General features: G+C 67.3%; 10 protein-coding genes. 7 read left to right on the top strand and 3 right to left on the bottom strand.

Going from position 1 to position 12,378, the window contains the following annotated elements:
• Positions 1–47: 47 nt before the first annotated feature.
• Both ACAM54_RS04040 and ACAM54_RS04035 read right to left on the bottom strand, forming a co-directional pair.
• Positions 48–788 carry a DUF3025 domain-containing protein gene (locus ACAM54_RS04040; protein ID WP_369649922.1) on the bottom strand — a complete coding sequence of 247 codons (741 nt, stop codon included), beginning with the start codon at positions 786–788 and terminating at the stop codon, positions 48–50.
• Entirely contained in the window at positions 785–1,606 is an 822-nt protein-coding gene (locus ACAM54_RS04035; RefSeq protein WP_369649921.1) for an NYN domain-containing protein, read from the bottom strand. Before ACAM54_RS04035 ends, ACAM54_RS04040 begins: the two co-directional genes overlap by 4 nt.
• Positions 1,607–1,843: 237 nt before the next feature.
• Between ACAM54_RS04035 and ACAM54_RS04030 the strand changes: the two genes are divergently transcribed.
• On the top strand, positions 1,844–4,021 hold the full coding sequence (locus ACAM54_RS04030) for a hypothetical protein (RefSeq protein ID WP_369649920.1): 2,178 nt from the start codon (positions 1,844–1,846) through the stop codon (positions 4,019–4,021).
• Between the two features lie 21 nt (positions 4,022–4,042).
• On the opposite strand, the gene pyrC is transcribed toward ACAM54_RS04030, so the two are convergent.
• The gene (pyrC, locus tag ACAM54_RS04025) at positions 4,043–5,074 is read right to left on the bottom strand and encodes a dihydroorotase (RefSeq protein WP_369649919.1); all 1,032 of its coding nucleotides are present in this window, start codon (positions 5,072–5,074) and stop codon (positions 4,043–4,045) included.
• A 95-nt stretch (positions 5,075–5,169) separates the two neighbouring features.
• Here pyrC and ACAM54_RS04020 point away from each other — a divergent pair, with 95 nt between their 5' ends.
• From ACAM54_RS04020 to ACAM54_RS03995, 6 genes are all read left to right on the top strand, one after another.
• On the top strand, positions 5,170–6,828 hold the full coding sequence (locus ACAM54_RS04020) for an ABC transporter substrate-binding protein (RefSeq protein WP_369649918.1): 1,659 nt from the start codon (positions 5,170–5,172) through the stop codon (positions 6,826–6,828).
• Positions 6,829–6,848: 20 nt separating this feature from the next.
• Positions 6,849–7,802, top strand: a complete 954-nt coding sequence (locus ACAM54_RS04015; RefSeq protein ID WP_145742068.1) for an ABC transporter permease — start codon at positions 6,849–6,851, stop codon at positions 7,800–7,802.
• Between the two features lie 5 nt (positions 7,803–7,807).
• Positions 7,808–8,719 (top strand): ABC transporter permease, encoded by a 912-nt coding sequence (locus ACAM54_RS04010; protein ID WP_192325199.1) that lies wholly within the window; start codon positions 7,808–7,810, stop codon positions 8,717–8,719.
• Between the two features lie 345 nt (positions 8,720–9,064).
• Positions 9,065–10,102, top strand: coding sequence for an ABC transporter ATP-binding protein (locus tag ACAM54_RS04005; protein WP_369649917.1), 1,038 nt, complete (start codon positions 9,065–9,067; stop codon positions 10,100–10,102).
• A 13-nt stretch (positions 10,103–10,115) separates the two neighbouring features.
• Positions 10,116–11,138, top strand: a complete 1,023-nt coding sequence (locus ACAM54_RS04000; protein WP_369649916.1) for an ABC transporter ATP-binding protein — start codon at positions 10,116–10,118, stop codon at positions 11,136–11,138.
• A gap of 34 nt (positions 11,139–11,172) precedes the next feature.
• Positions 11,173–12,354 (top strand): amidase, encoded by a 1,182-nt coding sequence (locus ACAM54_RS03995; protein WP_369649915.1) that lies wholly within the window; start codon positions 11,173–11,175, stop codon positions 12,352–12,354.
• Positions 12,355–12,378 lie beyond the last annotated feature (24 nt).

The following is a 12,378-nucleotide window of genomic DNA, read 5'->3' as shown; positions in this document are numbered from 1 at the left end:
GAGCCGCACCGCGGCTCGCGGGTAGAGCGATGATAGGAGCAAAAGTTCTACGGACCGGGCCTGAAGACCTTGGGATCGTCGTAGAAATCGGCCGCCGCGTTGCCGGCCCACCAGCCCGGCACGCCCAGCACGGGCAGCGGAACGAAGGGTTTTTGCGCCAGCTGATGCGGATCGAGGCTGCGTGCCAGCGCCCGATCGCAGGGCGCCGCCGGCCCGCCGGCAGCGGGTGGCGGCAGCCGCAGCACATGCGCGGTGAGCGCCTTGCGCGGGGTGGCGAGTTTTTCGAGCAGCGCATGGCCGAAGATCCAGAGGCGCGCCTCGGACCACAGCGTGCGCTGCGTCACGAAAAGCGTGTGCCAGTCGCGCTCGGCCAGCGCCTGCCACAGCGGCTCGGGCGCATCGAGCACGGCGCCGTTCTCGTCGAACAGCGTGAGCGCGTCGCGCAGCGGGCCGCGCGTGGCGCCAACGCCCGAGCGGGCAATCTCGGCGGCCTGCATTTCGTTCAGGCGGCGCTTGGCCTCCGGAAAGGCGAGCCAGACGAGGCCGTTGAAGAAGTCGTGCAGGTTGTCGCGCGTCGGCACGGTGCCGGTCTGGAAGATGTGGACTTCGTAGGCCTGCCCCGCGTGCAGCGCCGACTGCGGCACGAAGGCGGGCCTGAAACCCGGCGCTGCTTCCCGCTGCAGCGCGGCAGCGACCGAGGTGCCGAGCGCCGTCTGCGCCGCCGCCTGGCCGATGGCGCGATAAGGCGCGAGCCAGGGCTGCGCCCAGTCGACCGCCGCCAGGCTCAAGGCGTGGCGGCTCCGGTCCAGCGGATGCGGTCGGGGTGCTGCAGCACGGCGAACTCCGCCGGGAGCTTGTCGAACAGCTTGAGCGAACTGCCGTGTTTGCCGAGCAGGCCGGCCGCGCGCAGGGCCTGGGCCACGTCGTTGAGCGGCACGTCGGCACCACTGCGCAGCGCAGGTGCCGCCCGCAGGATGAATTCGGCGGCTTCGGAAGGCGGCTGCGGCGCGAGCGGCTTCGCTGCGGCCTTGGCGGTCTTTCGGACCGGGGCCTTGGCCGCGGTCTTGCGGGCCGGCGCGGCCGCACTCTTCTCCGTCTTTTCCGTCTTGGCCGGCGCACGCTTCGCGGCCACCTTGGCCGCGGCCTTCTTCGCGGGCGCGCTGCGGGGCGCGACCGGCGCGCCGTGGTGCTGCAGGTCGGTGAACTCGTCGTAGACCGCCACGGTCTCTTCGCCGGTCTTGCCCTGCTGGCCGAGGCCGCAGACGCGGCAGCCCTTTTCGCGCAGCCGGATCACGAGCGGCGCAAAGTCGGAATCGGAAGACACCAGCACCACCAGGTCGGGGCGCTCGGCGATCACGAGATCGATGGCATCCACGGCGAGCGCGATGTCGGTGCTGTTCTTGCCGGCCGAAATATTGACCATCGGCCGCACCGACAACCGCTTGAAGAGCGCCTGCTGCTTGACCGCCGTCTCGGCGTTGCAATAGGCGCGGCGCACGTGCACGGCGCCGTGCTCGGTCAGCGTGCGCTGCACGGCTTGCTCGATCACGTCGGAGGAGACGTTGTCGGCGTCGATCAGGAGCATCACGCACGGCGTGGAAGTCATATGAAGTTCCTATCAAAGTCGAAGGACGAGTATCTCCCGCTTCCTCTATGCAGACCCACCTGCGCGGCCCATGAGGCAGTCCCGCGCAGCATGTCGCATCCATCAAAGACATTCAGTTACGATTGATCGGATAAATCTCAAAACGGAGGAAGCGTGCAAGTGCATCGCATACTGTTTGGCGGGTTCGCGGCGATATGTCTCACAAGTTGTGGCGGGAACGGCGGAGGGGATGGTTCCGTGCTCCCCGCTTCAATCACAGCGTCAGGGCAGACGCAGGCTAGCGCGCTCATCGAGGATCCCGTTGCCAACAAGGAACTGGCCACGCCTCTGCGTCCGCTCGCGAAAAGTCCCTTTAAGCGCCGCTATCGGGTTTTTTCCGCCAACGGAGGGCAGTACACCCTTGACCTCGATTTCAGCAATCGACGCTACGTATTTGCTCCAAGCGATGGAGGAAATAGCAACGTACTACAGCCGATCAACTCGCCCGTTGTTGGCATGATCGCATCTGGTGAATTTTCTGATGATCCTATGCAGCCAGGCACCTTTGTGCTTCAGCGTAGCAAAGTCAATTCCGTAGTCAACCTCGCTCGCTTTCGTCTTCTCGGTGATGCCATCGTCGGTACGTTTCCACTGGCTCGGACATCCTTGGAAGGCACGGTTGGCATCTCCTATCCCTTCTTGGGCGTTACGAACCTGGTTAGCGCCCAGTCCGCAATGGACGGCACCTACAACCGCTTCACCTACGGTACACCGTTTCAAAACGTCGCTTACTCGCTGGCACACCAAATCAGCATTTCCGGCGGCGGGACGCAACTGCGGGTGTGCCGCTCGGATACCGGTTTCTACCGACTCGAAGTTTGTCCCACGCAGCTCTTGAAGACCTATGCCATCGTCGCTACAGAGCGTCCCGGCATCTGGCGTCTAACAACGGCCGACACAACAGAGCAGATCGATTTTTCAGTGGCCCGAGTGGGGGGGCAGAACGTCTATTTGGCTGCCGGGCGGCTGCCGAACCTTGATCTCCAGTTTCGTATCGGCTTGCCAGAAACTACCGAATGGACAGCCGCCACGATGTACGGCGCTTTTACCGCGAGTAGCACCAGCGGAAACGAGCCTGCGCTCCAAGTCGGTGACGCGTGGACCCGAACAAGCGTGCATGCGGACAGTGTCCGACAATCCGCTGTGTATGCAGACGGTAATTGGACCGTCGAACAGCGCCCGCTGGTCACGCTAGCCAACGATGCACCGATCGGTGCGCGCGGACTCCAATCGGGTAATTCGACGCTGTACGGTGCACGCGGCGCCGGACTCTGGGCCATGGTAGCCCTCCCGCGGCCGGGTACTAGCGAGCCTTACCAGAATGGAGTGATCGGCTTATGGGGAACCGGCGAAGGGGTGGCCGTGGATCCACGCAACGACAGCTACACGGTGTTCGCCTCCAATGGCACCAAGCAGCGCTTGCGACTTGATTTCGACAGGCATCAATACGAGATGGTGGATGAGTCAGGCCACTCGGTTCGCGGGCCCTTCGCTGCCGATCCGGTGCAAAAACATGTCTATGTATTTGCCACAGATAGGGTAGCCCCTTCGTCAGCTGCGCGCTTCCAGGTCACTATTGACGCTGTCATCGGCGCCTTTCCATTTCTGGAGTCGAACGGTTCGGGTCGCTATGCGCTCCAACCATTCGTCGCGGCTCGCAATCTGGTCATTGACGCAACAGAATTTCATCTTGTTGGCAGTCTCCCGCGTTTCAACATGTTTAGCGTGACGCGTGGCGCAGGAATAGCCGACTCGACGACCAGCACGTTCGACCTGTACTACAGCGGTGCCAACACGCCCACGCTTGGCGTCTGTTCCACAGATCCGTTGAAGCCAATGTGTACGCCAGATCGGAACTACTCAGTCACCAAGGGCTCGGAAGCCGGAGATTGGGTCGCCACCAACACGGCGAACGCGAGCGACAACTTCCATTTCTCCGTGGCACGCATCGGGGGCAAAAATGTTTACCTGCGCGCCGCCGTTGATTCATCGAACCGCGCGGTCTTTGAGGTTGGCCTCACGACTTGGGCACCCTTCCAGTGGCCGGCAAACTCATTTCCGCTGACGGTATCGACGCTCGGCGGTTATGGTAGCGGTGGAACTTCCGTCAATGCGATAAACACGGTTTTCAATCAGCCCGACGGCAGCTCACTTCCCTTTTCCATCACCCTTGAGCCCATATCAACCTACCCTACTGCGCGCCCCCACGCGAGCGGCATTCGCATCGGATGGGACACCGCCTCGCCCGCAGACCAATACGATGCTACCGTCGAGCCCAGTGCATTGCTGATGGTGGTGGGCCGTTCCGGCAATCCAGCCACGCAAGGCTATCTGCAACTTGTTATGGGGGGCCGGCAATTGAGCGATCCCCCCTGACGCACGGGGCGACGGTCGAACTCAGCCCATGCGCCAGTTCAGCGTTTCACCACCGCGCAGCGGCTTGAGCGTGGCGTCGCCGTAGGGCACGGTTTCCGGCACAGTCCAGCTTTCGCGCTTCAGCGTGATGGTGCCGCTGTTGCGCGGCAGGCCGTAGAAGTCGGCGCCGTGGAAGCTCGCGAAGCCCTCGAGCTTGTCGAGTGCGTCCACGTTGTCGAAGGCCTCGGCATAGAGCTCGATGGCAGTCAGCGCGGTGTAGCAGCCGGCGCAGCCGAGCGCATGCTCCTTCAGGTGGGCCGGATGCGGCGCGCTGTCGGTGCCGAGGAAGAAGCGGTCGCTGCCGCTGGTGGCCGCCTCCACCAGCGCCACGCGGTGCGTCTCGCGCTTGAGCACGGGCAGGCAGTAGTAGTGCGGGCGGATGCCGCCGGTGAAGATGGCGTTGCGGTTGTACAGCAGGTGGTGCGCGGTGATGGTGGCGGCCGTGAAGCGGTTGGCATCGCGCACGTAGTGGGCGCCCTCTTTCGTGGTGAGGTGCTCGAACACCACCTTGAGCTCGGGAAAGTCGCGGCGCAGGGGAATCATCACGCGGTCGATGAAGACGGCCTCGCGGTCGAACAGGTCGACCGCCGGATCGGTGACCTCGCCATGCACCAGCAGCAGCAGGCCGTGCTTCTGCATGGCCTCGAGCGTCTTGTAGGTGTGGCGGATGTCGGTCACGCCGGCATCGCTGTTGGTGGTGGCTCCGGCCGGGTAGAGCTTGAGCGCGCGCACGCCGGCTTCCGCGGCCAGCGCGATTTCCTCGGGCGGCAGCCTGTCGGTCAGGTAGAGCGACATCACGGGCTCGAAGGCCGTGCCCGGCGGCACCGCCGCGCGGATGCGGTCGCGGTAGGCCATGGCCTGCGCCGCGGTGGTCACAGGGGGGCGCAGGTTGGGCATGACCAGCGCGCGGCCGAACTGGCGCGCGCTGTGCGGGACCACGGCTTCGAGGGCGGCGCCGTCGCGCACATGCAGGTGCCAGTCGTCCGGGCGGGTGATGGTGAGGGTGTCTGTCATGGGAAGGCCATTGTCGCATCGCGGCCTTGCGGCTGGCACACGTCGTGCTTCACCACCGGTTTGATCCCTTCGCCCTTTCACCCCTAGGAGCTCCTGTGAAGCGTGCCGCCTCTGCCTCGATCCTGAAACCCCTGGCCGCCTGCGCGGCGCTCGCCACCCTGGCCTTCGCGGCACCGGCCCTGGCCCAGGAGAAGACGCTGCGCATCGCCATGACCGCGGCCGACATTCCGCGCACGCTGGGCCAGCCCGACCAGGGCTTCGAGGGCAACCGCTTCACCGGCATTCCGATCTACGACTCGCTCACGCAGTGGGACCTGTCCAAGGCCGACGCGCCGAGCGTGCTGATCCCGGCGCTGGCCGCCTCGTGGGCCGTCGACGCCAAGGACAAGACCAAGTGGGTCTTCAAGCTGCGCCCCGGCGTCAAGTTCCACGACGGTTCCGCCTTCAATGCCGACGCGGTGGTGTGGAACGTGCAGAAGGTGCTCGACAAGGACGCCCCGCAGTTCGACCCGAGCCAGGTCGGCGTGACCGCTTCGCGCATGCCCACGCTGCGCACTGCGCGCAAGATCGACGACCTGACGGTCGAACTCACCACCAGCGAGCCGGACGCCTTCCTGCCGATCAACCTCACGAACCTGTTCATGGCCTCGCCGGCCCACTGGCAGAAGAAGTTCGACGCCGCGGCCGGCGCCACACCCGCCGACAAGGCCAAGGCCGCCTGGACCGCCTTCGCGGCCGACCCCGCGGGCTCGGGCCCGTTCAAGGTCACCCGCTTCGTGGCCCGCGAGCGCCTGGAGCTGGCCGCCAACAAGGCCTACTGGGACGCCAGGCGCGTGCCGAAGATCGACAAGGTCGTGATGCTGCCGATGCCCGAGGCCAATGCGCGCACCGCCGCGCTGCTGGGCGGCCAGGTCGACTGGATCGAGGCGCCCGCACCCGACGCCATGGCGCAGATCACGCAGCGCGGCTTCAAGATCTATTCCAACGCGCAGCCGCACGTGTGGCCGTGGCAGCTGTCGTTCGCCGAGGGATCGCCCTGGCTCGACAAGCGCGTGCGCCAGGCGGCCAACCTGTGCATCGATCGCGGCGGCATGAAGCAGCTGCTGGGCGGCATGATGGCCGAGCCCAAGGGCACGGTGCCGCCGGGCCATCCGTGGTTCGGCAAGCCGGGCTTCGACATCCGCTACGACGTGAAGGCCGCGCAGGCGCTCATGACGCAGGCCGGCTACTCGGCCGCCAAGCCGATCAAGGTCAAGGTGCAGATCTCGGCCTCGGGCTCGGGCCAGATGCAGCCGCTGCCGATGAACGAATTCGCGCAGCAGTCGCTCAAGCAGTGCTTCTTCGACGTGCAGTTCGACGTGATCGAATGGAACACGCTCTTCACCAACTGGCGCAAGGGCGCGAAGGACCCGTCGGCCAACGGCGCGAATGCGGTCAACATCAGCTTTGCGGCGATGGACCCGTTCTTCGCGATGGTGCGCTTCGTGAGCACCAAGGCCTTCCCGCCGGTGTCCAACAACTGGGGCTACTACGGCAGCGCAGAGGTCGACAAGCTGGTGGCCGACGCGCGCACCAGCTTCGACGACAAGACGCGCGATGCCGCGCTTGCGAAGCTGCACACCCACATCGTGGACGATGCGCCCTTCGTGTGGATCGCGCACGACGTGGGGCCGCGCGCGATGTCGGCCAAGGTCAAGAACGTGGTGCAGCCCAAGAGCTGGTTCATCGACATCGCGACGATGGCGATGGACTGACCTCATTCCAGCCAGCCACCATGCTCGCCTACCTCTTGCGCCGCATCATCTACGCCGTGCCGATCATGGTCGGCGTGGCGCTCGTGTGCTTCCTGCTGGTGCACATCGCGCCCGGCGATCCGCTGGTGTCGATCCTGCCGCCCGACGCCTCGGCTGATCTGCAGGCGCAGCTGCGCGAGCTCTACGGCTTCAACCGATCGCTGCCCGAGCAGTTTGCGATGTGGGTCTGGCGCGCGCTGCATGGCGACCTCGGCGTGTCCATCGCGAGCAACCGCGCGGTGGCGGGCGAGGTGTTCACGGCCGTGGGCAACACGCTGCGGCTCGCGGTGGTGGCGACCTTCATCGGCTTCGTGCTGGGCTGCCTGTTCGGCTTCGTGGCGGGCTACTTCCGCAACTCGTGGCTCGACCGCTTGGCCTCGATGCTGTCGGTGCTGGGCGTGAGCGTGCCGCACTACTGGCTGGGCATGGTGATGGTGATCGTGTTCTCGTCGCAGCTCATGTGGCTGCCGGCCACCGGCGCGGGCCCCGGCGGCTCCAGCGACTGGGCCTGGGACTGGGCGCACGTGCAGTTCCTGATCCTGCCGGCCCTCACGATGTCGGTGATCCCGATGGGCATCGTCGCGCGCACCGTGCGTGCGCTGGTGGCCGACATCCTCGACCAGGAATTCATCGTCGGACTGCGCGCCAAGGGCCTCACGCACCTGGGCGTGTTCCGCCACATGGTGAAGAACGCGGCGCCCACGGCGCTCGCGGTGATGGGCCTGCAGCTGGGCTACCTGCTGGGCGGCTCGATCCTGATCGAGACCGTGTTCTCATGGCCCGGCACCGGCTTTCTGCTGAACTCCGCGATCTTCCAGCGCGACCTGCCGCTGCTGCAGGGGACCATCCTGGTGCTGGCGCTGTTCTTCGTGGTGCTCAACCTGCTGGTCGACGTGCTGCAAACGCTGCTCGACCCGCGGATTGCAAGGGCCTGACGACCGTGAGCGCACTGCCCCTCCCCTCTTCTTCCTCGGCCACCGCCGACGTGAAGCCGTTGCTGCCGATGCAGCGCTCGCGCGGCTACTGGACTTCGGCGCTGCTGCGCTTCACGCGCGATCCGGTCGCCATGGGTGCGGCGTTCGTGGTGCTGCTGCTGATTGGCCTGGCCGTGTTCGGGCCGTGGCTCGCGCCGGCCGACCCTTACGCCTCCTCGATGCTCAAGCGGCTCAAGCCGATCGGCACCGAGGGCCTGCCTCTGGGCAGCGACGAACTGGGCCGCGACATGCTGTCGCGCCTGATCGTCGGCGCGCGGCTGTCGCTGTTCATCGGCATCACGCCGGTGATCTGCGCCTTCGTCTTCGGCACGGTGATCGGCATCGTCGCGGGCTACGCGGGCGGCTTCACCAACACGCTGATCATGCGCACCATCGACGTGTTCTACGCCTTTCCCTCGGTGCTGCTGGCGATTGCGCTGTCGGGCACGCTGGGCGCGGGGGTGGTCAACTCGCTGATCTCGCTGACCATCGTGTTCATTCCGCAGATCGCGCGCGTGGCCGAGAGCGTGACCACGCAGGTGCGCACGCGCGACTACGTGGAGGCGGCGCGCGCCTCGGGCGCGAACCCGTTCACGATCGTGCGGGTGCACGTGCTGGGCAACGTGCTCGGTCCGATCTTCGTCTACGCCACGAGCCTGATCGCGGTGTCGATGATCCTGGCCTCGGGCCTGTCGTTCCTGGGCCTGGGCGTGAAGCCGCCGGAGCCGGAGTGGGGCCTGATGCTCAACACGCTGCGCACCGCGATCTACGTGCAGCCGTGGGTCGCTGCATTGCCGGGCGCGATGATCTTCATCACTTCGATCTCCTTCAATCTTCTGTCCGATGGGTTGCGGTCGGCGATGGACAACAAGGGGTAGGGATGGGGTTTCTTTTTGTTCTGCGCGTTGTGTTTGATGCGGGTTATTCAGGGCGCGCTCCCGCCGATGGGGTACCTTGCTCCGCGAATGTCCCCCGCCCTTCGGGCTCCTCCTTGATTTCGCTGCGCAAGGCACCCCATCGGCGGGATCGTTGGACAAAGCGGTGGTTGATCCGCCAGCACAAGCGCCGCGCCCATCGTGCACAGGGCATCGGGTGCTCCCCGCAGCGAAATAAAGGAGGAGGGCGAAGCCCGGGGGGCATTCGCGGAGGGGAGTACCCGGAGGCCTGTGCACGCGCCCTGAAACAACAGCGCCAAGAACAAAGCAACGAAGGAGCGTGACAACATGGACGCACTGAAAGACATCGGCGGCCCCGCACAGCCGCTGCTCACCATCACCGGCCTGGTCAAGCACTTTCCGCTCAAGAAGGATCCGCTGGGCCGCGGCGGTGGCGTGGTGCGCGCGGTCGACGGCGTCGATTTCGAAGTGCTCAAGGGCGAAACGCTCGGCGTGGTCGGCGAATCGGGCTGCGGCAAGTCGACCACCGCGCGGCTGCTGATGCAGCTGATTGCCCCCACGCGGGGCGAAGTGATCTTCGACGGCCGCGAAGTCGGCGGCCGCGAGCTGCCGCTCAAGGAATTCCGGCGCCAGGTGCAGATGGTGTTCCAGGACAGCTACGCCTCGCTCAACCCGCGCCTGACCATCGAAGACTCGGTGGCCTTCGGTCCGCAGGTGCACGGCGTCGGACGGCGCGAGGCCGTGGCGCGTGCGCGCGACCTGCTTGCGCGCGTCGGGCTCGAGCCGCAGCGTTTTGCCGAACGCTATCCGCATGAACTCTCGGGCGGGCAGCGCCAGCGCGTCAACATCGCGCGCGCGCTCGCGCTGCAGCCGCGCATGGTGATCCTCGACGAGGCCGTGTCGGCGCTCGACAAGTCGGTGGAAGCGCAGGTCATCAACCTGCTGCTCGACCTCAAGGCCGAATTCGGCCTGACCTATCTGTTCATCAGCCACGACCTCAACGTGGTGCGCTACGTGAGCGACCGCGTGATGGTCATGTACCTGGGCCAGGTGGCCGAGATCGGGCCGGCCGACGCGCTCTACGATGCGCCGGCGCATCCCTACACCCGCGCCCTGCTCTCGTCGATGCCCTCGATGGACCCCGACCACCGCACCGAAGAGGCGGCGCTGGCCGGCGACCCGCCGAATCCGATCAACCCGCCCACGGGCTGCCGCTTCCATCCGCGCTGCGCGCTGGCCGCACCGGTGTGCAGCCAGGTGGTGCCCGAGCCCATCGCCACCGGCGCGCGGCATGCGGCGAGCTGCCTGGTCCATGAGGCCGGCAGCGGACATCCGATGGCCGTGCCGCTGGCCAGGGCGGCGTGAACGCATGACGACCATGAACCACCCGACTTCTTCCTCCTCCGAGCCGATGGTCCGCCTGCGCGACCTCAGCGTCAGCTTCAGCGGCGGCCGCAAGCCCGTGCATGCGGTCAGCGGCGTGAGCCTGGAGGTGCGGCGCGGCGAAGTGGTCGCGCTGATCGGCGAATCGGGCTCCGGCAAGAGCGTGACCCTGCGCACGCTGCTGCGCCTGCATCCCGAGCGCCGCACGCGCATCGGCGGGCAGGTGCAGGTGGCCGGGCGCGACGTGCTCGCGATGCCCGCGCGCGAGCTCGACGACTTCCGCGGCAAGGTCGCTTCGATGATCTTCCAGGAGCCGCTGCTCGCGCTCGACCCGGTGTATTCGGTCGGCGCGCAGATCGTCGAGTCGATCCGCCGCCACGAGTCGGTGAGCAAGGCCGAGGCGCATCAGCGTGCACTCGCGCTGTTCGAGCGCGTGCGCATCCCGAGCCCCGAACGGCGCCTGGCGGCCTACCCGCACGAGATGTCGGGCGGCATGCGGCAGCGTGCGATGATCGCGCTCGCGCTGGCCTGCAAGCCCCAGCTGCTGCTGGCCGACGAGCCGACCACCGCGCTCGACGCCACGGTGCAGATCCAGATCCTGCTGCTGCTGCGCGAGCTGCAGCGCGACCTCGGCCTGTCGGTGATCTTCGTCACGCACGACATCGGCGCCGCGGTCGAGGTGGCCGACCGCATTGCCGTGATGTATGCCGGCCGCATCGTCGAGGAAGGCACGGCGCGCGAGTTGATCCGCTCGCCGCGCCACCCCTACACCATCGCGCTGCTCAAGAGCCGCGCGCATGGCGCACTGGCGCGCGGCGCGCGGTTGGAGACCATCGGCGGCGCGCCGCCCGATCTCTCGGCGCTGCCGCCCGGCTGCGCCTTTGCCGAACGCTGCGCACTCGCCACCGATGCCTGCCGCGCCGCGCAGCCGCCGGTGGTCGAACTCGCGCCGAAGCACCGCGCGCGCTGCATCCATACCGATGCCGCCGCCGCCATCGCACCCACGCTGGTCGCCTGACCCGCACCTGCAACGCACACACAAACAGCGCACCATGCCTCTGCACGACCCCGCCCACGCCTTCGTTCCCTACCCCGACGCACCGGTGCCGCATGCGCCCACCGGTCCGCTGGCCGACCTGAGCTTTGCAGCGAAAGACCTGTTCGACGTGGCCGGCTATCCCACCGGCGGCGGCAGCCCGATCGTGCTCGCGATGTCGGGCATCAAGACCCGCACCGCGCCCACCGTGCAGAAGCTGCTCGATGCGGGCGCGCGCTTCGCGGGCAAGACCGTGACCGACGAACTCGCGTTCTCGATGAACGGCAACAACGCGCACTTCGGCGCGCCGGTCAACGGCGCCGCGAAAGACCGCATCACCGGCGGTTCGTCGTCCGGCTCGGCCTCGGCCGTGTCCTCGGGCCTGTGCGACTTCGCGCTCGGCACCGACACCGGCGGCTCGGTGCGCGCGCCGGCCAACCACTGCGGCCTGTACGGCCTGCGGCCCACGCACGGCCGCGTGAGCCTCGAAGGCGCGCTGGACCTCGCGCCCAGCCTCGACACCTGCGGCTGGTTCGCACGCGACATCGGCACCTTCGCGCGCGTGGCGGACGTGCTGCTGGGCGCCGACACGGTCGCGCTGCCCGCGCGCGTGCGGCTGCTGCGCCCCGAGGACGTGTGGTCGCTCGCGGTGCCGGCCGCGGCCGATGCGCTGGCGGATGCCGCCGCGCGCGTGCAGCGCGTGCTCGGCGATGCGGCAGGCATCGAGGTCGCGCTCGACTCCTTCGATGCGATGTACTGGAACTTCCGCTACGTGCAGGCGCACGAGGCCTGGCTGACCGACGGTCCGCTGATCGAGCGCTACGCGCCGCCGCTGGGCCCGGGCGTGGCCGAGCGCTTTGCCTGGTCGCGCGGCGTGACCGATGCGCAGATCGTTGCCGGCCGCGCCTTCCGCGCCGCCTTCCGCAGCCATCTGGCCAAGCTGCTCGGCAGCGACGGCGTGCTGCTGATGCCGACCATGCCCGACATCGCGCCGCTGCGCAGCGAAGGCGAGGCCGGCCTGGAGGACTACCGCAACCGCGCGATCCAGATGCTGTGCATCGCGGGCCTTGCCGGCTTTCCGCAGCTGTCGATGCCGCTCGCGCAACGCCACGGTGCGCCGCTCGGCATTTCGCTGCTCGGGCCGGCGGGGTCGGACCGGTCGTTGATCGCCCTGGCGGAGCGCATTGCCGGCGGCTGACGAGCCGATTGCGCCCTGAATTGG

Source organism: Variovorax sp. V93, assembly GCF_041154485.1.
In the GTDB taxonomy this organism is placed as follows: domain Bacteria; phylum Pseudomonadota; class Gammaproteobacteria; order Burkholderiales; family Burkholderiaceae_C; genus Variovorax; species Variovorax beijingensis_A.
The sequence above is the reverse complement of the archived record's forward strand: the minus strand, read 5'-3'. Positions and strand labels throughout refer to the sequence as shown.

Excerpts from the sequence above, each read along its gene's own strand:
- ACAM54_RS04015 (WP_145742068.1), top strand. The coding sequence starts at position 6,849 with ATGCTCGCCTACCTCTTGCGCCGCATCATCTACGCCGTGCCGATCATG.
- pyrC (WP_369649919.1), bottom strand. The coding sequence starts at position 5,074 with ATGACAGACACCCTCACCATCACCCGCCCGGACGACTGGCACCTGCAT.
- ACAM54_RS04000 (WP_369649916.1), top strand. The coding sequence starts at position 10,116 with ATGAACCACCCGACTTCTTCCTCCTCCGAGCCGATGGTCCGCCTGCGC.
- ACAM54_RS04035 (WP_369649921.1), bottom strand. The coding sequence starts at position 1,606 with ATGACTTCCACGCCGTGCGTGATGCTCCTGATCGACGCCGACAACGTC.
- ACAM54_RS03995 (WP_369649915.1), top strand. The coding sequence starts at position 11,173 with ATGCCTCTGCACGACCCCGCCCACGCCTTCGTTCCCTACCCCGACGCA.
- ACAM54_RS04005 (WP_369649917.1), top strand. The coding sequence starts at position 9,065 with ATGGACGCACTGAAAGACATCGGCGGCCCCGCACAGCCGCTGCTCACC.